The sequence below is a fragment of the Beggiatoa alba B18LD genome, from assembly GCF_000245015.1.
Lineage (GTDB): Bacteria > Pseudomonadota > Gammaproteobacteria > Beggiatoales > Beggiatoaceae > Beggiatoa > Beggiatoa alba.
On record NZ_JH600070.1, the window covers coordinates 2371804 to 2392620 of the forward strand.

Sequence of the window (20817 nt, forward strand, 5' to 3'; positions counted from 1 at the left end):
TGTCTGAATCAGAATTCACAAAATTTTTCAGAATTAACAGAATTTAAACCCCTTAAACCAAGAAATTAAGGTGAATCACGCTTTTTAATTCTGCTAATTCTGAAAATTCTGTGAATTCTGATTCAGACAAAAAAAGACCTGCTAGGGTTTAAAAACCTAGCAGGTCTCTGTTTTATTTTGTAAAATTCCGTAGAATTCAGGTAGATAACGCGAGTGCGGCGAGATAATAGATATAAAACAGAGGATTAATGATAAAAGCGGAATGGAAGAAATAAAAAGTTATACCTAAAGGAAAAGTAGGGATAATGGAACATCACCAAACGTCCACCCCCACTTTCCAAAGGTACAACCATGGATATGATAACAATCCTGTTCTGCTCAATCGACGACTTTTGTAAATGGTTTATACCCTTATGGGAACAAATGTTGTTAGAAGAAGGAAATCTCAAGAAAAGTCAGCGAGATGGGATAATGTCCCCGTCGGAAGTGATGACCTTGCTAGTGTTATTTCATCAGTCTAATCAACGCCATTTCAAAGGATTTTATACCCACTATGTCCCGCATGTTCTCGGGGGGCGTTTCCGAAACGGGTCAGTTATCAACGGTTTGTTGAGTTATCCCAGTCAGTGATGATACCGCTCAGTGCCTACTTGCACAGTCGGCGGGTAAACTCTCGCGGGATTGCCTTCATTGACTCAACCCCGTTAAAGGTTTGCCACAATCGGCGAATTTCACACCATAAAACCTTTGCAAACCTTGCACAACGGGGGAAGAACTCTATTGGGTGGTATTTTGGCTTTAAATTGCACTTCAGTGAATTTGATACGATAATGCTAAAAAAACGTTCCTTAATAGAAACCGTTATCGGTCAGCTTAAATCATTCACTCAGATTGAACATACGCGCCATCGCAGTGTCTTGGGATTTATGGTCAATGTCATTGCGGGGCTTATTGCTTACACTTGGAAGCTCCATAAGCCTTCTTTGATGTCTCGTATTAATCCTAAACTTGATGAGCGCTTTAATTTGTTAAATCCTTCTCAACCTATTTTTATTTAAGTCATTTTTCGCCGTACTCGCGTTGAGTTAAGTAACCACTTTGAAAAATGGGTTTATTTTCTCAAGAACTTATCCACGTTAGATGTAATCCCTGAAATTTTAAACGAACCCGTTTTTCAAAAAGCCTTTCATACAGCGGAAATTGTTAATTTAAAACCCCGCCAAGCTAAACAATATCAGCAAAGTTTATTAGATTACTGGTCAAATCAAGCAGTCATAGAAACTGCTCGTAAAGAGGGACATTACGAAGGGTTAGCAGAAGGAGAGCTAAAAGCGAAGTTAGCCATCGCAGAACAATTAAAACAACAAGGCATGTCGTTAGCAATAATTCTGCAAATCACAGGTTTATCAGAGGCGGATTTACATAACGCTCATTATCCCGCCCGATGATTAATCCACATTGCATCCCCATAGCTAAAAAAGCGATATTTTTCTTGTACAGCGTAACGATAGGCTTGTAAGGTGAATTCTGTGCCTGCAAAGGCAGAAACCAACATTAATAAAGTCGATTCAGGCAAATGAAAGTTGGTTAACAATGCATCCACGCTTTTAAAGACGTAACTTGGGGTAATAAATAAGCGTGTTTCCCCTTCATAAGGCTGTATCTCGCCTGATTGCGAAGCGGTTTCTAATGCCCGCACTGCCGTTGTCCCAATTGCAACCACCCGCCCACCCCGCGCCCGCGTTGCACGAATTTGTTCACAAACCGACTCAGAGACTGATACCCATTCGCTGTGCATCACATGCTGGCTTAAATCGTCCACCCGAATCGGGGAAAATGTGCCCGCGCCGACATGTAAGGTTACAAATGTTTGTTGTATCCCTTTCGCGCTAATTTCATCCAATAAGGTTTGGTCAAAATGTAACCCCGCTGTAGGTGCTGCGACCGCGCCTAAATTTTGCGCGTAAACGGTTTGATAACGCGATTGGTCGATATTGTCGTCTTGACGGTCGATATAAGGCGGTAACGGAATATGTCCGATGGCTTCTAAAATTTCATAAACCGGGCGTTCATCTTCAAAGCGTAATTCGAAAAAGTTATCGATTTTACCGATAACAATAACGGTTATACCGCCTTCTAACTGTATTGCCGTTTCAGGTTTTGGTGGTTTACTCGCTCGCATTTGCCCTAAAAATCGGTGTTGGTCTAACACCCGCTCGACTAAGATTTCTACCCGCCCGCCTGTGGTTTTTTGTCCAAATAATCGTGCGGGGATGACTTTCGTATTGTTAAAGATGAGTAAATCTTTTTCGTCTAAAAACTGGGGAAATTCTTTAAAAGTATGATTGGTCAATTGTTGTTTACGGGTGTCGACGAATAATAAACGGCTTCCTGTACGTGTTGGGCTAGGATATTGGGCGATTAATTCAGGGGGTAATTCGTAGTTAAAATCGGAACGACGCATCATCATTGGCATTTTTCAAAAAAGGATTAAATCGAAACCGTGTATTCTAGAGAATGTAATACACTTAAGCACGTTAGAAAAATGCTTGTTCATCGCGCTTAAGTGTTAATAATTGGTTACACAAGGGAATTAACGATGTTGAAAATTCGGCGGGCGTTTCTCGGTAAAGGCTGCCATGCCTTCTTTTTGGTCTTCTAAGGCAAAAGCAGCATGAAAGGCGCGACGTTCAAATAGCAAACCTTCCGCTAAACTGCTTTCATAAGCACGATTAACGCATTCTTTCGCCATCATAACAACGGGTTGTGAGAGTTTTGCAATTTGGGTGGCGGTACTCATGACTTCATCAAGGAGTTTGTCTGTAGGGACAATACGACTAACCAAACCCGCCCGTTCTGCTTCTTGCGCATCCATCATGCGCCCTGTTAAACACATTTCCATGGCTTTAGATTTGCCAATTAAGCGAGTTAGGCGTTGCGTACCGCCCGCACCGGGCATAATGCCGATATTTACTTCAGGTTGACCAAATTTGGCATTGTCGGCAGCAATGATAAAGTCGCACATCATCGCTACTTCACACCCGCCTCCCAGTGCGTAGCCTGCAACTGCGGCAATCACAGGTTTACGGCAACGGGTTAAACGTTCCCAGTCTCGCGTGATAAAGTTCTGTTTATAGGCATCCATATAGCTAAAGTCTTTCATGGCTTTAATGTCTGCCCCTGCCGCAAAGGCTTTTTCATTGCCTGTTAAAATCATCACATGAATAGCAGGGTCAGCTTCGCAACTGTCTAACGCATCCGTTAATTCTTGCATGAGTTCAGGGGATAATGCGTTAAGGGCTTTGGGGCGATTTAATTTGATAAGCGCAACATTATCATGAATTTCCAGCAGAAGATTGTTGTAGTTCATGGGGTTTCCTTTGGTGGTTATAAACTTAACTTATTGTTATAGAAATTATTTTAATTAATACTACTGGCTAAGACTATATTATTGGTAGCTGCCCATTGGCTAATATCTTGACGACTTAAAGCAATCGCCATTAAATCGGGGAATTGGTCAGGGGTACAAGCAAAGGTTGGAATGCCCAAGCTGGCAAAAGCTTGCGCTAAGCGGGTGTCATAAATGGGCGAACCGTCATCATTTAACGCTAATAAAGTAATGACTTGTACGCCCGCCCGCACTAAATTGGCTGCCCGCCCGACGAGGGCTTTAGCATCGCCACCTTCGTATAAATCGGTGATTAAGACTAAAGTTGTATCTTCAGGTTTCGTTACTAATTTTTCACAATAAGCGAGTGCGTTATTAATATCTGTGCCCCCGCCTAATTGTGTGCCGAATAGCACATCGACAGGGTCGACCAGCATGTCCGTTAAATCCATAACAACCGTATCAAAAACAATCATCTGAGTTTTAACGGCTGGAATAGATGCCATGACCGCCGCAAAAATGCTGGCATAAACCACGCTACTTGCCATTGAGCCTGATTGGTCAACACAGAGGATAATATCTTGTAATGTGCGCCGTTGTTTACGGGCATAACCGATTAAGGTTTGTGGAATAATACTTTTATAATCAGCTTGATAATGTTTTAAATTGGCGCGAATAGTACGTAACCAGTCGATTTCTGCATGACGTGGGCGGTTATTTCGTCTTGCGCGGTTTAAACTGCCACGCACCGCTTGCTGCATGGTTAATTCCAGTTTTTCCAATAACTGATTAACTACTTTATTGACAACTAAACGCGCGGTTTCTTTCGTCTTTTCAGGCATAGAACGATTAAGCGAAACGATGTTTGCCACTAAATGGACATCTGCTTCTAACGTTTCTAAAAGCTCAGGTTGCAAGAGTAACGCACCTAAATTTAAACGCTCTATCGCGTCTTTTTGCATGACTTGGACAACGCTTTGCGGGAAATATTCGCGAATATCGCCTAACCAACGAGCAATATTTGGTGCAGAACTGCCTAGCCCCCCTTTACGCGAATCGCTATCGTATAACTGCGACAAGGTGCTATCGAGGCGAGTATCCTCTTTGCCCAATTGGCAACCCGTCCCATCTGCCGCACCGCCCCCCAATAACAACCGCCAACGCCGCAAACGCTCTGCATTATCTACCATGATATGAGTTACCTTTAATAAAGTCTGTTCATGCCGATATGGCTAAAGTATAAGTGAAAATCGTAAGCGTGTTTAAATTTCTTATCACACATCAATCATTACCCATGTAAATTATCTATTAAATTGTAAAATATGAATAAATAAGTTTTCGCTTCCCCCTACAAAATCCCCAGATTGTCCATAACATAATTCCCCTATTTGCCCTATACTTTTTTACCTTTTCCATACCCTGTAACACATCGATATGTCATCTGAATCTGAATATTCCCAGCAGTTCGTCGAATGGTTTCGGCAAGCCTCCCCCTATATTCATGCACATCGGGGAAAAACCGTTGTGATTAGCTTTGTGGGAGAAGCCGTACAAAGCCCCTATTTTAGAAATCTCATTCATGATATTGCCTTACTAAATAGTCTTGGCATTCGTATCGTATTAATTCACGGCGTGCGTACCCAAATTGATGAAGAACTCGCAATTCGCGGGCAAAAGCCAAACTATGCCAATGGATTACGTATTACTGATGAAATTACGCTAAGTTGCGTTAAAGCTGCTTGTGGTGAAGTCAGCAGTATCATTGAAAGCTATTTATCGATGGGTCTTACAAACTCCCCAACTGCTGATGTACGTATTCGAACCGCATCAGGTAACTTTATCACGGCTCGCCCTGTTGGCGTGCGCGATGGTGTGGACTACATCTATACAGGCGAAGTTCGACGCATTGACACAGAAGCCATTACGCGCCGTTTAGATGAAGGCTGCATCGTCCTTGTCCCCCCAATGGGCTACTCACCCACAGGCGAAGCCTTTAACCTACTGACTGAAGAAGTAGCTACCGAGGTCGCCATTGGGTTACGCGCCCATAAATGGGTTTGTTTAACTGAAGCCGAAGGCATTTTCGACCACGAAGGGCGATTAGTTCAACAGTTTACCTTGCTAGAAGCCCAACGCTTTTTAACCACCAGCACCTTACCCGACCACATAAAACGCCAACTTGCCAATGCAATTCGTGCCTGTCAAAAAGGCGTGCATCGAGTGCATTTAGTCACCGACGACATTGATGGCGCGTTACTCATGGAACTCTTTAGCCGTGATGGCGTTGGCACATTAATCAGTACAGACCCCTTTGAACACCTGCGCAAAGCCACCATTGATGATGTAGCAGGCTTAATTGAACTCATCCGCCCATTAGAAGAAGCAGGCATACTAGTCAGACGCTCCCGCGAAAAATTAGAAATGGAAATCAACCATTTCACCCTACAAGAACGTGACGGCATGATTATCGCGTGCGCGGCTATCTACCCCTTTACCGAAGAAAACATGGCAGAACTCGCTTGCGTTGCCGTACACCCAGCCTATCAAGGCTCAGACCGTGGCGACATGTTACTGGCTTATGCAGAACGAGAAGCTCGCCGAATGGGCGTTCGTTGTCTTTTTGTCCTCACCACCCACACCGCCCACTGGTTTCAAGAACGCGGATTTATTGCCGCCAACATCGACGTACTCCCTGTTGCTCGACGCGGGCTTTACAACTACCAACGCAACTCTAAAGTATTCATTAAACAACTTTAAGCATCAGGGCAAGCAATATTATGAAATTTAATTTATTAAATAATATGCTTGCCCTGAATGAAAGTTTTCTACACGGAAATAACCTAAATTTAACGATAAATAAAACTAACGTTGGAAACACAACATGACCGACAAATCTCTAGGCACATTCATCAACCCCTTCACCGATTTTGGCTTTAAAAAAATACTTCGGCAGTGAAGAAAGTAAACCCCTACTCATCAGCTTCCTCAATGATTTATTACCGATAAAACACAAAATTGTCAGCTTAGAATTTAAAAATATCGAAAAACTCGGCATGTTAGAAGAAGACCGACGCGCCATCTTTGATATTTATTGTCGGGATGAAAAAAATCAGGAATTCATTGTTGAATTACAACGTGCAAAACAAGAACACTTTCAAGACCGCGCTACCTATTACGCCAGTTTCTTAATTCAAGACCAAGCCAAAAAAGGCAAATGGGACTTTGAATTAACCCCGATTTATTTCATTGGGATTTTAGACTTCTCTTTAGCCAGTTTTCCCGATGACCATTACTTACATTTCGGACAAATTACCGATATTTACAGTAAAGAAGTCATGTTTAAGAAATTGAACTTCATTTACATAGAAATGGCGAAATTCAAAAAGCAAGAATCCGAATTAGCGAATCATCTGGAATGGTGGTTATATTTTCTGCGTGAATTGGTGACATTTGACGATATGCCGAGAGAATTTCAAGGCGATATTATCGAAGACGCTTTTGCGTTAGCGAAATTAGCGAATATGAGTTATGAAGACCGACATGCGTATGAATTGAGTTTGAAATACTACCGCGATTTCATCAATGTGCTTGATACCGCTAAACAGGAAGGGATTGAGATAGGAATCGCGCAAGAAAAAATGAAAGTTGCAATCGCATTGAAAAAAAACGATGTCCCTCTTGAGCTTATTATGGTTGCAACGGGATTAACGCGCGAAGAAATCGAACAGTTGTCATTCTAGTCATAATCTGAGCTCTGCGAGATTTTATAAATTAAACAGCAAGTTCAGGAGCTAAATAGCTTTAGCTATTTTAAAAACTGAATGTTTTCATATACCTTCTCTTAATATCGCTACTATTTTTTTGTGTTATTTGTCATGTTTTTATCAACAAATAAGGGTTTTAACTTTTCTAAATGGGGTTCTAAGCGGAGGGAAAGTAACGCAGAAATCGAGAATAAGGTCGATAAAACATCTAAATTGGAATCAGCTTCGCTGGCTGCTCGAATGCGTTGTAAAAAATCGTAATTAAGCGTCTGCATTTCCTCATAGAATTTCTTTAAGCCGTTCAATTCTAAATCAGCAACACCGCCATCTTGATGGATGTAGTATTGTGTTAATAAATAAGAGGAGGTAACACGAAAGACGATTTCATCTAGCGAGGCAAAGGGTAGGTGATAATGTGCCATGCCACGCATTTTTGAAAGTAAAGGACAGGCACTTGTTGCCATCACAAAGCCAATTAATGCCCGCAATCCTGTTTGTGCGTCTGAGCGTTTGATATATTCCCGCTCTGGTGTTTTAACCCGTACATCGGCTGCACTACACGATAAAATCTCGCGAAATCCTAAAATAATTTCTTTTGCGTCTATTGCTGCAGGACAGTGTGAATGAGATTTAGTTTCTAAAGGACAATTACTACATTGATGGAAATCTAATTCTGTCCACTGTGGGTAGTCTTCTTTGTTAAGGAGGTTGGGGCGGGGTCTTTCAAAATTAATTTTGTATTGTAAGACTTTGCCATCATCCATTGTGAAAGTGTATTCAATAAACATTTGCCGACTGTCGAACATAGTGGGGTACTCTTTGGTCACACATCGCTTATGCACATCAGAACTTTAATCTTGATTGAGTGATTAATCAAACAAATATTCTATATCTTTTAGGTGTCTTTCCAACGATAAAGACAACATAGATGAGATGGTGAATAGTGTGGCGAGTACGTTTAGGTTGGAATCTGCCTCAGTTGCTGCACGGATACGTTCTAAAAAATGATAATTAACGGTTTGGGTTTCTTTAAAACGTTGTTTTAAATTTGTAAAGTCTAAATCTACAGCTCTGTTTTTCTTATGATTGTAATACTGTTCTAACATATAGGAAGCCGTCACACGAAAGACTGTTTCATCCAATGACGCAAAGGGTAGATGATAATAAGCCATTCCTCGCATTTTAGAAAGGAGTGGACATGCACTACTTGCCATCACAAAACCGATAATTGCACGTAGCCCTGTCTGGGCATCGGTTCGTTTAAAGTATTCACGTTCTGGCGTTTTTACATGAATATCGACTTCATGACAGGAAATAATATCGGCAAACCCAAGTAGGATTTCGTAGGCATCAATGGCGGGGGGACAATGGGAATAGTGTGATTTTTGTAGGGGGCAGTTAGGACATTGGTGAAATTCTAAAAGCGTCCAATGGGGGTATTTGTCTTGTTCTAATAGATGTTCTCTGGGTCTATAAAACTCAACTTTGTAGTTCAAGACCTTTCCATCATCCATTGTGAAGGTATATTCGATATACATAGACAGATACCTGATTGTTATTGCCCTAACGTCTGTTGTAATGACATCCCAAGTTTTTTATATCTAAGCGAGTTTTATGCCAATGCAAATATTATGGGGTATTAATCGCATAAATAGGCTGGCTTTATTCTAAAATAACAACCTTAATCGATTGGTATAAAATCAATTAATAGATTTTACAAGCCATTATGTAAAAGAAAATACACAAGTTTGAGGGAGTGAGGTATTTATTGTATGAATGGTGCCGGGGGTCGGACTCGAACCGACACAGTGTTGCCACTACCAAATTTTGAGTCTGGCGCGTCTACCAATTTCGCCACTCCGGCATGGTCTTGAGGGGCTGATAAACTAACTATGTAAGCGGGTTATTTTAATTACTATAGAAAAAAAGTAAAGTTTTTTTACGCAAAAAACATTTTTTTTATGTTCACATTAGATTTTTGCATGAATCTTTCTTATAAAAGCCGCTTGTTGCATTACAAATTAGGAAAAATACGCCACAATATGTCTTGCTGACTAAGATGTCTGGTATGATTTTCCTTCAGTAGGGTCATTGCATGGCAAGATTGCAGTTATCATACTACCTTAATTTCTTAAAATGTATTCTACTTAATATAATGATAATTCTTTGTTTTAATTCATAAGAAGGAGTTCTGCTTGAAACGTTCATTATTTGTGATTTCTTTACTGTCTTTTGTGGTGTTACAAGCCTGCAGTAGCTTACCTTCTCTTCCTACTTCATCACAATCAACAGCTTCAATGGAAAATATGAGCGGGCAAACAGAAAGTTTACCGTTTATTGATGGTGAATCTTTTGATAGCTCATTGTCCAGTTATATGAGCGATGGTTATGGAAATATTGAAGTAAAACCTGTAGAGGCATTTACCATTAATAAAATTCCTGAGCGTCTAGGTAAGTGGTTAAGAGCAATAGCGGATGCAAGAGGTAAAGTAGATGTCAAACCAACTACAGCAACCACAGGTGTGCAAAGTATGGCGTTGTTTAGCATTTCAACGCTGATAGAATTGTTACCTAAGTTAGAATATTACGTATCAGAGCGGATGTTATATGGCTCTGCGACAAATTATCAGGTTACTGTTTTCTATAATCCTAGCACTCAAGTTGTAGATAAATTGTTGTTTAAATTAAAACCAGAAGCAGTGCCTAAAGTCCCTGATTCTTCTGTATAGTTTTTCGCTTTAACTGTCTGTTATAAATTTAAGTGGCACAGCAAATCAGCTTGCCACTTGAAACAATAAATAACGGCTTATATTTTGCATATTTACCTGCAATTAATCAGTGATTATCATACTTATTTATTAGATAAATTTGATTAACTGATGTGAATAAATACAAAATCTATAACACAAACAGTTAGAGTAATGCTATTCTATTAGAATAAGGATTAAGAATGGCAATTAAAATATTGTCTCATTTCCAGATTGTCCCTTCTCCGCGTCGTAAAAAGCAGGGAATTGGTTCAAACTATGCGAGTTAGTCTTGATGACTTTTTCTGATCACCATTTAACGATAGCCGACTCATGAAAAGAATTCTAATTATCATCAGCCTAGCATTATTTATAGGGACACTCTCCCCTTCATTTGCCGCCAACTCTACTCATGTCGAAAAGCTAAAAACGTCGAAAAACTGTCCGCGTTGTAGCTTAGATGGTGCGAGTTTAGCGGGTGCTAACCTTGCACGGGCTAAACTGCGCGGTGCGGACTTAAGTCGGGCGCGGTTACGGGGGACGAATTTACGGGGGGCTGATTTAGTTGGAGCTAATTTGTCAAATGCGGAATTGCGTCGTGTCAATCTGCGCGGTGCAAATTTAAGCAATGCAAATTTAAGTGGTGCAAATTTACGCGGGGCTAACTTGCGAGGCGCGAATTTACGGGGCGCGAATTTGTCAGGGGCGGATATGGGTGGTGCAATTATTAAGGATGCTAAGTTAGACGGTGCAATTGGTGCAAACTTGGATGGTACAAAGCGTTAACTCATGACCCCAAGAAAATAGTCTTTGATAACCCAAATCGTTGCAACGCCTACCGTAATTGCATTGATTATCCATGTTAGAAAAAATCTTCTTTCATTAATGGGTTGTTTCCAAATTTTTTTAATTGTTAGCAATTCTATAACAGCATTTGTTGCACCTCCAAGTATCGGCACAGAAAACCATGTAATAAGATGAAACGTTCCCCAATTTAAAAAGAAGTAAAAAAGCGAGTTTGGGAAGATTTCCCATGCAATGCCAGAAAGCGGAAGTAAAATAACCCCTAATAAAGCTGAAACAAAATTTGCTGTAACTGTATAGTAAATAGCATTTTTAAAGTTTAGATTAAATAATCGTTTAAAAATAATAATTCAATCAATAGACTTAAAGATATTATTGGAACTGAGAGCATATAGCTTTCAACGTATAAAGCAGGCTATACGACATTTGCATAAACCGTTGGTGTTATTAAAAAGCTTAGTAAAACTAAGCATATTGTTTCTTTCTTGTCCATCGTGAATATATATCCCAAAAAACCATTTTTTATTGTATTTAGATTAGTCTAATCCCCTAATAAATCGCGTAAATCTTCCAATTCAGCAACTGCGCTTTCTAGAAACGTCCAAATACTTTCGTGTCCTGCATAATATATTGAGTCAATTGGCTCATGTGTCTCTTCTTGCAAATAAGCTAGGTCTAAATTATCTTCATTTTTCGCTAACCATTGGCGACTATAACTATGCCAGCGGCTTGTTTTGCCTTCTTCTTGGCGTGGGCTTGTGCCATAACAATCTTCGCCGAAAACTGTTTCAAACCCCATTAAATGTTGTCGATTTAACCGCAGATGTCGCCCAAAACCGACTGATTGGCTGCGCATATCGTAAAACCATACTTGTTGTGTGCATTCTAGTGCAGATTCACTGCGGTAGAAAAACAGTACATGGGCAGGAATTTGATGCGGATAAAATACGCCGTGTGGTAATCGTAAAATGGTATGTACTACAAAATTATCTAATAGTTCTTTTCTAACACGTTGAGCATGTCCTGTTGCATGTAACAAACTATCAGGCACAATAATCGCGGCACGTCCTTTAGGTTTTAAATTACGATAACAATGACGTAGCAAAGCTAAAGTTTGGGTCTGTTGCACTGTTTCGTGATGGATATCTGTCACAGAAACAAGGGAGCTTAGAACCAAATCAATATGGGGTACTTGATGTCGCTCCATTAATAAGCTGTTTCCCCATTGCACAGGAAGATGTGGTTTATCATCAATTTCATGTAATAAACAGTGCATGATGGCTAACCGTTGACGGGTTAAATCTTGTTCAATCCCTAAGAGGGTTGATTTTGCATAGGTTGGTATCGTTTCATCTTCTGGTTGTGTTTCATAATCACAGGTCACTTGTATATATTGGTCAGCAGCAACTAAAAAGCCTGCAATGTCTGCGACGGGGTCATGAATCACTTCACCCGCTTGGGGTTGTGTCAAAATAATGAGGGTATCTACAAGTGAGCGTGGTGGCACAACGTGCTCGTGGTCATCCAGTGCATAGCGGTCTAAAAACTCGCCATAAATTTCCCCTAAATCGTCAATGACTACATCATCTAAGATACTTAAGACATCAATCAGTTGATTTAATTCCTGTGCATTTTTAAGTTGGGTACGAGCTTGTGAAAAAAGCGCGGCGATACTGGGGTGAGCACTTTGTCTTAACGTCATTAGTGCTTGTTGATAATAAGCAAGTCGTGAGGGGGTTGGCGTTGTTAATAAAACACGCCAGTTTAAATGAACAGGCAATTGTTCAATTAAATCGATAGCGGGGGCTATTTTCAAAAATAGTAGCCACGTTAAGTTATCCACGTACTCATGATAAGCAAGCCCATTTTCTTGTAACGCTTTTGCGGGCTCCCAAAGTTTTTGTGCAATCTCTCGTGTATCCATATTACCTTTATAATAAACTGCTAGCCGTTATCTCACTAGCATTATGCAATAACACGTCCTAAAGATAGAATTTACGCAATATTTGTGTTTTGAAATTGCGTAAAACTGGTTATTTACACTGATATAGTATGATGAATACAGTGTGTTCTGATCCATAGGCGTTTACAGCGTCCTTGTTCCGTACCTCGTGCTATCATGCATGATACTATTAAGCACATAATAAGTGTTTTGTCACCTGAGAGAGGTCGATTATTAAATGATTACTGTCAAAGAGCTCATGAGTCACCGATTATACACACTCAAGCCAACAGACACGGTTCATCAGGCACGGCAATTAATGCTTGATAAACATATCCGTCATATTCCTATTGTGGACAATCATGGCACATTTTTGGGATTAATCACAAAACATGACATTTTAGCACTCTCAGTTTCAGAACTTGCAGATATAGAACCGCAAGAGCGTATAGAAATTGAATCGGGGATTCCGCTCAGTCAAGTGATGCTAACAGAGGTTGTCGTTGCACAAGAGAGCACCAATTTATTAGAAGCTGCTCGTTTTATCTTAGAACAAAAACATGGTTGTTTACCTGTTTTTAGAGATCAACAGTTGACAGGAATGTTAACCGAAGCAGATTTTGTCAAGTTAGCCATTCACTTAATGGAAAGACTCGCCCAAGCATAAACGCATAAAGAAAACAGATTATTGTTGAACAGGTATATTGAATAGAATCGTTGCTTAAGGATTAAGAGACTGTCCATATTTATTTTTAGGAGAAGTTCCCAATGACCGCTATTACACAACAACAGGTCGAATTTGCCATTCAATCTTATGTAGACCCCTATCTACAAAAAGATTTAATCTCTGCAAAAGCGATTAAATCTATTCAAATTGATGGCGATAAGGTTGCGCTAGATATTCAATTCGGTTATCCCAGTAAAAGTTATAACGCTGTGCTGACAAAGCAATTACAGCAATTAGTCAGTGGTATCCAAGGCGTTAGCACAGTAACTGTCAGTATTAGCAATAAAGTCATTACACACGCCGTGCAAAAAGGCGTTAAACCCCTACAAGGGGTTAAAAATGTTATTGCTATTGCCTCAGGTAAAGGTGGTGTTGGTAAATCAACGACAGCTGTTAATTTTGCATTAGCACTTGCCGCAGAAGGGGCAACCGTTGGTCTTTTAGATGCAGATATTTATGGACCTAGTCAACCACGTATGTTAGGCGTGAAAGAAAAGCCAGAATCTAAAGATGGTCGGACATTAGAGCCGATTATTCGCTACCATTTGCAATCCATGTCTATTGGTTATTTAGTAGAAGAAGATGCCCCCACGATTTGGCGGGGTCCTATGGTAATGCAAGCACTAGAACAATTATTGCGGGATACTAATTGGCGCGATTTAGACTATTTAGTCATCGATTTACCCCCTGGAACAGGTGATACCCAATTAACCTTAGTGCAAAAGATTCCTGTGAGTGGCGTAGTTATTGTGACCACGCCACAAGATATTGCCTTGATTGACGCGCTGAAAGGCTTAAAAATGTTTGAACAAGTCAACGTGCCTGTTTTAGGCATTGTGGAAAACATGAGTATCCACATCTGTAGTCAATGCGGACATGCCGAACATATTTTTGGCGTTGGCGGTGGTGAGCGAATGGCAAAAGAGCACAAGGTTGATTTTCTAGGCGCATTACCGTTAGACATCCAAATTCGTGAGGATGCTGATAATGGGCAACCGACGGTTATTGCCAATCCTGACGGCAAAATTGCACAAATGTATTTAGAGATTGCACGCCGTGTCACAGGTAAACTGTCATTGCAAGCGAAAGACTATAGCAATAAATTCCCAACCATCATGGTTCAAAATACCTAAACACTTTTTCCACTACTAAACCAATACCAGTGCATTGTCGTACCCTCATGACAATGCACTGGTTTTTTATCACGACAATGGGCATTAAATCAGATAATTGGATACGCCAAATGGCGGAAAATCATGGCATGATAGAGCCATTTACCCCTGATCAAGTTAAAGCAGATGCATCAGGGCGAATTGTTTCTTATGGCACGTCCAGCTATGGCTACGACTTGCGCTGTGCAAATGAATTCAAAATTTTTACCAATATCAACTCGACAATTGTTGACCCCAAGCACTTCGATGCAGGCAGTTTTGTCGACGTTATTGCAGACATTTGCATTATTCCGCCAAACTCCTTTGCACTCGCTCGTAGTGTTGAATACTTCCGCATTCCCCGCGATGTGCTCGTTATTTGCGTTGGCAAGTCCACCTATGCACGGTGTGGCATTATCGTCAATGTCACCCCTTTAGAACCTGAATGGGAAGGACATGTAACCCTAGAGTTTTCCAACACAACCCCGCTACCCGCTAAAATATATGCTAATGAAGGCGTTGCCCAAGTTCTGTTTTTAGGCGCGGATGAATTGTGCGAAACCTCTTACAAAGATCGAGGTGGAAAATATCAAGGACAACGTGGCGTAACATTGCCTAAAACTTAAAGAATTTATACAAATGAGGGAGAGTTTATTATTAAATCAAACACACGCCCTCATTTTCCAATAAACGAATTAATCGCATTAAAGGCAAACCAACTAAGGCGTTTGGATCATCGCCCTGCATCGCCTCCATTAAAGCAATCCCTAAACTTTCTGAGCGAAAACTACCTGCACAGTTATAAGGTTGCTCTAATCGTAAATAATTCTCGATTTGCGTTGCCGTTAAAGGACGAAAAACCACTTTAAACGGGATAACTTCAACCTGATACAAACCTGTAACACTATTTAGCAAACACAGTCCTGTTAAAAAACTGACTGTATTACCACTTGCCCTTGACAACTGCTGTACTGCATTTTCATGCGTATGCGGTTTACCAACAATTTCCCCGTCAATAATAGCAACCTGATCAGAACCAATAATCAAACCACGTGGATAAACAGTTTGTACAGCTTGCGCCTTTAAAATAGATAAACGAGTCACCAACGCTAATGGAGTTTCACCGACTAAAGGCGTTTCATCCACTTGTGGGGCAATCGTCTCAAAAGGCAACCCTAAACGAGTTAATAAATTTTTACGAAATGGTGAAGTTGAAGCCAACACCAATGTATAACCTTGTAAAGCAAACCCAGAATGTATTGTCATAAGTCAAAGGCAAAAAGCCAGCAGTTAATTAGATTGACAGGAAAAAATCTTGATTATATCATTACGCGCTTATGTTGAAAGACCTGCCAGAACTCATTGATCCCATCCGACTCGCACAACAAGGTGTCAACCTACGTGGGCTATTGCCTATCGCACAAATGACACGGATTCATGATAGTTTATGTGATACACAAGGCGATGTTGCGATAGATTGGCAATTTAGCAAAGATGAACAAGCCCGCCCTATCATACAAGGGACACTAAAAGCACAGCTTGTAATAACTTGCCAACGGTGTTTACAGCCAATGGTTTTCGAACTAAATGCCCCTGTAGCACTCATGATTTTGCGCAGCGAACAAGATGAAGAAGACGTGCCAGAACCTTTTGAAGCACTGACATTAGAAAAAACACCCGTTTCTTTATCTGATATGATTGAAGACGAACTTGTGTTGGCAATTCCTATCGTGACCTATCACGAACAATGCCCCCAACATGACTACGTATTACCTGATTCAACACCGATAATTGAAAGTAAACCTGTTCAGAATCCTTTTACCATTCTGAGCACCTTAAAAAAAAGCTAATTGATAACCTGTTAGGAATTTACCATGGCTGTTCAACAAACTCGTAAAACCTCCTCCAAACGCGATATGCGTCGTGCACATGATTTCTTAACCAAGCCGACCTTATCCATTGAACCAACCACAGGTGAAACTCATCGCCGTCACCACATCAGTCCAGACGGCTACTACAGAGGTCGGCAAGTTCTTCCCAGCAAGAGTGAGTAACACTTGATACCTCGCATTGCGCTAGACGCGATGAGTGGCGATCATGGAGTTTCTGTGATCATTCCTGCTGCCATCAACGTCCTTAAAGAGATAGATGATGTGCAACTCCTCCTTGTAGGAGATGAAACTGTGCTCGAACAAGCACTGGGTCAACAACCCCCATCTATCCTACAACGGTTATCCATCGTACACGCTTCACAAGTCGTCGCGATGGATGAAGTGCCCTCGTCAACTCTACGCAATAAAAAAGACTCTTCTATGCGTGTTGCCATTAACCTCGTCAAAGAGGGACGTGCTGATGCCTGCGTGAGTGCAGGAAATACAGGCGCGCTGATGGCAATGGCACGCTACGTATTAAAAACATTGCCTGGTATAGACCGCCCCGCCATTATTGCAGCACTTCCCACCATCACAGGTTATCCCGTACACATGCTTGATTTAGGGGCGAATGTTGATTCTACCCCCGAACATCTCTTTGAGTTTGCAGTCATGGGTTCTGTATTAACCAGTGCCGTTGGTAACTTAAGCAATCCGCGTGTTGGACTTCTCAATATTGGTCAGGAAGAAATTAAAGGCAATGATAAAGTCAAAGAAACAGCGCGTTTACTGTCCGAAACTAACATCATCAACTACATAGGATTCGTAGAAGGCGATGATATTTTTAAAGGCACAGTAGATGTCGTGGTCTGTGACGGCTTTGTCGGTAACGTTTCCCTTAAAACAACAGAGGGAGTGGCAAAAATGATTAGCCACCATGTTAAACAAAGCTTTAACAGAAACTTATTCACCCGACTAGTTGGACTTGTTGCTTTACCCGTATTGCAAAAACTGCGCGAAAAAATTGACCCACGTCGCTATAACGGTGCTAGCCTATTAGGATTACGCGGCATCGTCGTAAAAAGTCACGGCAGTGCGGATATCTTTTCCTTTAGTTGCGCAATCAAAGAAGCGATTGTCGAAGTACGTAAAAACGTACCTGCGCAAATCAGTAGCCAACTAGCCGAACTACTCAGCGAAAGAAGGCACGTCGGTTGATTTATTCTCGGATTGCTGGCACAGGTAGCTATCTACCTGCACGAGTCGTCACAAATGCTGATTTGGAAAAAATCGTCGATACCAGTCATGAATGGATTGTTGAACGGACAGGTATTCACCAACGGCATATTGTAGCGGACGGAGAAGGCACTTGTGACATGGCTGAACGCGCGGCACGTCGCGCACTAACTGCTGCCAATTGTACACCTGCAGATATTGATTTAATTATTCTAGGAACGACAACTCCTGATTGCATCTATCCCAGCACCGCTTGTTTATTACAAGCCCGCTTAGATAACCACACCGCCGCCGCGTTTGACGTTCAAGCCGTTTGCAGTGGTTTTATTTACGCGCTCAGCATTGCGGATAAATTTATTAAATCAGGCAGTGCAAAACGTGCTTTAGTGGTGGGTGCTGAAACCTACTCCCGAATTCTCAACTGGCAAGACCGCAATACCTGTGTCCTCTTTGGCGATGGTGCGGGAGCTGTTGTTTTAGAAGCCAGTGAAGAGGCGGGAATTCTATCAAGCCACCTTCATGCCGACGGTAGTTATAAAGATTATTTACACGTACCAGGGCATGTAGAACAAGGTAAAATCCTTGGTGGTGATGGGTTTACAACCATGCAAGGTACAGAAGTTTTTAAATTTGCTGTTAAAGTGCTCAGTGAAGTGGTCGACGAAGTCCTCACAGCTAACCAACTACAAACAACAGATATAAACTGGTTAGTTCCCCATCAAGCGAACATTCGCATTATCAGTGCGACGGCTAAAAAATTAAAAATGCCCATGGAACAAGTCATTGTAACCGTTCCACACCATGGCAATACTTCTGCTGCCTCTATCCCTTTAGCACTGGATACCGCTGTGCGAGATGGTCGCATTCAACGTGGTCAAAATTTATTGCTAGAAGGCATTGGCGGTGGCTTTACATGGGGAGCTGTTTTAGTCCGTTATTAATGGATAAAACAACCGAATAACCTGAAAATGCGATATATTAGCAACACACGTAAACAACAATTTCTCTAAACTCTATCTACTTGTTACGTCAAACATTACCCATGACTAAATACACGTTTGTATTTCCCGGACAAGGTTCTCAAGCGGTTGGCATGTTGGCGGAGCTTGCCAATACCTACCCCATTGTTAAACAAACCTTTGAAGAAGCCTCACAAACACTGGGATATGATTTGTGGAAACTCACCCAAGAAGGTCCTGAAGAAAGTCTAAACCAAACGGATAAAACGCAACCTGCCATGTTAGCGGCTGGGGTCTCTGTTTGGCGGGTGTGGTCATCACAAATAACGAGCAAACCCACCTACATGGCAGGGCATAGTTTTGGCGAGTACAGCGCGCTTACTTGTGCACAAGCAATCAGTTATGCAGACACTGTTTTACTCGCGCAAGCACGCGGACAATTTATGCGAGATGCAGTTGCCCCTCATTCTGGCGCAGTCGCTGCTGTTTTAGGTTTAGAAGACGAAGCCTTAAAAACCGCTTGCCAACAAGCCGCACAAGGACAAATTGTTGCCGCTGTCAACTTTAACGCCCCTGGACAAGTGGTTGTCGCGGGTGAAAAAGCCGCCGTTGAACGTGCCATAGAATTGGCAAAAGCGGCAGGGGCTAAAAAAGCCATTCTGCTACCCGTCAGCGTGCCTGTTCACTGCGACCTAATGCGCCCTGCTGCGGAAAAAATGGCAGAAAAACTTGCACAAGTAACTATCGTCGCACCAACAATTCCCGTCATTCACAACGTAGATGTTGCAACCCATTGCGAAGCCAGCGAAATCCGTCAAGCCCTCGTCAGTCAAATTTATAGCCCTGTGCGTTGGACAGAAACCGTTCAATATATGGCACAACAAGGCGTTACCAGCCTATTTGAATGTGGCCCTGGTAAAGTATTGGCAGGACTAACCAAACGCATTGCAAAAGAAATGCAATCACTCCCGATTTACGATTTAAAAAGTTTAGAACAAGCCTTACAAGCGGTGGAGCAAGCATAATATGACAGCATTAACAGGCGAAATTGCCTTAGTCACAGGGGCAAGTCGTGGCATTGGTAAAGCCATTGCCCTCGCATTAGGTCAAGCAGGTGCTCAAATCATTGGCACTGCAACCAGCAGTGAAGGGGCAAATAGTATTGAACAATACCTCAGCGAACAAGGCATAACAGGTAAAGGCATGGTCTTAGAAGTAGGAAGCGCGGACTCCATTAACGCGCTTATCGATGCCTTAGGGAAAAACATGCCCAGCATATTAATTAACAATGCGGCAATTACCCGTGATACCTTATTAATGCGTATGGATGATGCAGACTGGGATGCGGTTATCAATACAAATCTCACCTCAGTTTATCGCCTGAGTAAAGCCTGCATTCGTGCCATGTTAAAAGCAAAACACGGTAGAATTATTACCCTAACCTCCGTTGTAGGCTTGACAGGAAACGCAGGACAGGCAAACTATGCAGCGGCAAAAGCGGGCGTTATTGGTTTTACCAAATCCCTTGCAAAAGAAGTCGGCAGTCGTGGCATTACCGTGAACGCGATTGCCCCTGGTTTTATCGAAACAGATATGACCCGTAAATTAACGGATGAACAACGGAATTTCTTAATTCAACAAATTCCTTTAGGGCGCATGGGCAGTGTAGAAGATATCGCCGCTGCTGTAGCTTTTCTAGCTTCTCCGAGTGCCGCGTATATTACGGGCGAAACCCTACATGTCAATGGCGGCATGTACATGGCGTAAAAGCGTTTTAAGTTTAACGAACATCAACATCATTGATTGCTGGATGCGCGTTATTTTATAACTCTCCCTGCTATTCCAAATAGATAGCAAAGGAAAGTCAATTAGTTTTTCATCCCTAAAGACAGCAGACTGCTTGTCTGCCTTTTAATTTATCCTGGAGGATAACTTGTTATGAGTACCGTTGAGGAACGTGTCAAGAAAATCGTTGTTGAGCAATTAGGCGTTAAAGAAGAAGAAGTGAAAAATAACTCTTCTTTCGTTGATGACTTAGGCGCGGATTCTCTTGATAATGTGGAATTAGTCATGGCTTTAGAAGAAGAGTTTGGCTGTGAAATTCCCGACGATGAAGCGGAAAAAATCACAACTGTGCAACAAGCCATCGACTATATCAGCAAAAACTTGCAGTAATAGCTTGCCTCACAGTTGGTAGCCGATACTCCTATCGGCTACATCACTTTATT

The 20817-nt window shown here is 41.6% G+C and carries 21 protein-coding genes, 1 tRNA gene and 2 pseudogenes; 16 read left to right on the forward strand and 8 right to left on the reverse strand.

The annotated features are described in order from the left end of the window. Positions 1-351 precede the first annotated feature (351 nt). Together BEGALDRAFT_RS09775 and BEGALDRAFT_RS18780 are read left to right on the forward strand one after the other, a co-directional pair. Positions 352-1058, forward strand: a pseudogene (locus BEGALDRAFT_RS09775) (transposase). Positions 1059-1061: 3 nt separating this feature from the next. Beyond that, positions 1062-1448 carry an Rpn family recombination-promoting nuclease/putative transposase gene (locus BEGALDRAFT_RS18780; protein WP_081484234.1) on the forward strand — a complete coding sequence of 129 codons (387 nt, stop codon included), beginning with the start codon at positions 1062-1064 and terminating at the stop codon, positions 1446-1448. Here the strand turns inward: BEGALDRAFT_RS18780 and queA are convergent. From queA to BEGALDRAFT_RS09790, 3 genes are all read right to left on the reverse strand, one after another. After that, positions 1433-2464, reverse strand: coding sequence for a tRNA preQ1(34) S-adenosylmethionine ribosyltransferase-isomerase QueA (gene queA / locus BEGALDRAFT_RS09780; protein WP_040295473.1), 1032 nt, complete (start codon positions 2462-2464; stop codon positions 1433-1435). The genes BEGALDRAFT_RS18780 and queA overlap by 16 nt on opposite strands. 129 nt (positions 2465-2593) lie before the next feature. After that, entirely contained in the window at positions 2594-3370 is a 777-nt protein-coding gene (locus BEGALDRAFT_RS09785) for an enoyl-CoA hydratase (RefSeq protein WP_002686105.1), read from the reverse strand. A 50-nt stretch (positions 3371-3420) separates the two neighbouring features. Further along, complete coding sequence (locus BEGALDRAFT_RS09790) at positions 3421-4578, reverse strand: VWA domain-containing protein (RefSeq protein WP_002686106.1); 1158 nt, start codon at positions 4576-4578, stop codon at positions 3421-3423. A 244-nt stretch (positions 4579-4822) separates the two neighbouring features. Between BEGALDRAFT_RS09790 and argA the strand changes: the two genes are divergently transcribed. Together argA and BEGALDRAFT_RS09800 are read left to right on the forward strand one after the other, a co-directional pair. Then, positions 4823-6145 carry an amino-acid N-acetyltransferase gene (gene argA / locus BEGALDRAFT_RS09795; RefSeq protein ID WP_002686107.1) on the forward strand — a complete coding sequence of 441 codons (1323 nt, stop codon included), beginning with the start codon at positions 4823-4825 and terminating at the stop codon, positions 6143-6145. Positions 6146-6269: 124 nt separating this feature from the next. Further along, positions 6270-7128: pseudogene (locus BEGALDRAFT_RS09800) on the forward strand (Rpn family recombination-promoting nuclease/putative transposase). A gap of 113 nt (positions 7129-7241) precedes the next feature. Here the strand turns inward: BEGALDRAFT_RS09800 and BEGALDRAFT_RS09805 are convergent. From BEGALDRAFT_RS09805 to BEGALDRAFT_RS09815, 3 genes are all read right to left on the reverse strand, one after another. After that, positions 7242-7958, reverse strand: coding sequence for a DUF6901 family protein (locus BEGALDRAFT_RS09805; RefSeq protein WP_002686109.1), 717 nt, complete (start codon positions 7956-7958; stop codon positions 7242-7244). Between the two features lie 63 nt (positions 7959-8021). After that, on the reverse strand, positions 8022-8690 hold the full coding sequence (locus BEGALDRAFT_RS09810) for a DUF6901 family protein (RefSeq protein ID WP_002686110.1): 669 nt from the start codon (positions 8688-8690) through the stop codon (positions 8022-8024). Positions 8691-8929: 239 nt separating this feature from the next. Continuing rightward, positions 8930-9016, reverse strand: a tRNA-Leu gene (locus BEGALDRAFT_RS09815). A gap of 331 nt (positions 9017-9347) precedes the next feature. On the opposite strand from BEGALDRAFT_RS09815, the gene BEGALDRAFT_RS09820 reads away from it, so the two are divergent. Both BEGALDRAFT_RS09820 and BEGALDRAFT_RS19605 read left to right on the forward strand, forming a co-directional pair. After that, positions 9348-9881: a hypothetical protein gene (locus tag BEGALDRAFT_RS09820; RefSeq protein WP_040294938.1), complete on the forward strand. Its 534-nt coding sequence runs from the start codon at positions 9348-9350 to the stop codon at positions 9879-9881. A 351-nt stretch (positions 9882-10232) separates the two neighbouring features. Next, positions 10233-10685 (forward strand): pentapeptide repeat-containing protein, encoded by a 453-nt coding sequence (locus tag BEGALDRAFT_RS19605; RefSeq protein ID WP_002686111.1) that lies wholly within the window; start codon positions 10233-10235, stop codon positions 10683-10685. Positions 10686-11244: 559 nt separating this feature from the next. On the opposite strand, the gene BEGALDRAFT_RS09830 is transcribed toward BEGALDRAFT_RS19605, so the two are convergent. After that, the gene (locus BEGALDRAFT_RS09830) at positions 11245-12627 is read right to left on the reverse strand and encodes an HsdM family class I SAM-dependent methyltransferase (RefSeq protein WP_002686112.1); all 1383 of its coding nucleotides are present in this window, start codon (positions 12625-12627) and stop codon (positions 11245-11247) included. Positions 12628-12904: 277 nt separating this feature from the next. Between BEGALDRAFT_RS09830 and BEGALDRAFT_RS09835 the strand changes: the two genes are divergently transcribed. The 3 genes from BEGALDRAFT_RS09835 to dcd all read left to right on the forward strand — a co-directional run bounded on the left by BEGALDRAFT_RS09835 (position 12905) and on the right by dcd (position 15149). Next, positions 12905-13312, forward strand: a complete 408-nt coding sequence (locus BEGALDRAFT_RS09835; protein ID WP_198284632.1) for a CBS domain-containing protein — start codon at positions 12905-12907, stop codon at positions 13310-13312. A 101-nt stretch (positions 13313-13413) separates the two neighbouring features. Next, positions 13414-14505 carry an iron-sulfur cluster carrier protein ApbC gene (apbC, locus tag BEGALDRAFT_RS09840; RefSeq protein ID WP_002686114.1) on the forward strand — a complete coding sequence of 364 codons (1092 nt, stop codon included), beginning with the start codon at positions 13414-13416 and terminating at the stop codon, positions 14503-14505. A 77-nt stretch (positions 14506-14582) separates the two neighbouring features. Continuing rightward, the gene (gene dcd, locus BEGALDRAFT_RS09845) at positions 14583-15149 is read left to right on the forward strand and encodes a dCTP deaminase (RefSeq protein WP_040295476.1); all 567 of its coding nucleotides are present in this window, start codon (positions 14583-14585) and stop codon (positions 15147-15149) included. A 31-nt stretch (positions 15150-15180) separates the two neighbouring features. Here the strand turns inward: dcd and BEGALDRAFT_RS09850 are convergent, their stop codons facing one another. Beyond that, positions 15181-15789, reverse strand: a complete 609-nt coding sequence (locus BEGALDRAFT_RS09850) for a Maf family protein (protein ID WP_002686116.1) — start codon at positions 15787-15789, stop codon at positions 15181-15183. A gap of 71 nt (positions 15790-15860) precedes the next feature. Between BEGALDRAFT_RS09850 and BEGALDRAFT_RS09855 the strand changes: the two genes are divergently transcribed. From BEGALDRAFT_RS09855 to acpP, 7 genes are all read left to right on the forward strand, one after another. After that, positions 15861-16373, forward strand: coding sequence for a YceD family protein (locus BEGALDRAFT_RS09855; RefSeq protein WP_002686117.1), 513 nt, complete (start codon positions 15861-15863; stop codon positions 16371-16373). A gap of 24 nt (positions 16374-16397) precedes the next feature. Continuing rightward, positions 16398-16577 (forward strand): 50S ribosomal protein L32, encoded by a 180-nt coding sequence (rpmF, locus tag BEGALDRAFT_RS09860; protein ID WP_002686118.1) that lies wholly within the window; start codon positions 16398-16400, stop codon positions 16575-16577. 3 nt (positions 16578-16580) lie between these two features. After that, positions 16581-17612 (forward strand): phosphate acyltransferase PlsX, encoded by a 1032-nt coding sequence (plsX, locus tag BEGALDRAFT_RS09865; protein WP_002686119.1) that lies wholly within the window; start codon positions 16581-16583, stop codon positions 17610-17612. Continuing rightward, positions 17609-18571 (forward strand): beta-ketoacyl-ACP synthase III, encoded by a 963-nt coding sequence (locus BEGALDRAFT_RS09870; protein WP_002686120.1) that lies wholly within the window; start codon positions 17609-17611, stop codon positions 18569-18571. Before plsX ends, BEGALDRAFT_RS09870 begins: the two co-directional genes overlap by 4 nt. A gap of 101 nt (positions 18572-18672) precedes the next feature. Beyond that, entirely contained in the window at positions 18673-19614 is a 942-nt protein-coding gene (gene fabD / locus BEGALDRAFT_RS09875; RefSeq protein ID WP_002686121.1) for an ACP S-malonyltransferase, read from the forward strand. Position 19615: 1 nt separating this feature from the next. Continuing rightward, the gene (gene fabG, locus BEGALDRAFT_RS09880) at positions 19616-20356 is read left to right on the forward strand and encodes a 3-oxoacyl-ACP reductase FabG (protein WP_002686122.1); all 741 of its coding nucleotides are present in this window, start codon (positions 19616-19618) and stop codon (positions 20354-20356) included. A gap of 171 nt (positions 20357-20527) precedes the next feature. Next, positions 20528-20764: an acyl carrier protein gene (gene acpP / locus BEGALDRAFT_RS09885; protein WP_002686123.1), complete on the forward strand. Its 237-nt coding sequence runs from the start codon at positions 20528-20530 to the stop codon at positions 20762-20764. Positions 20765-20817: the final 53 nt, after the last annotated feature.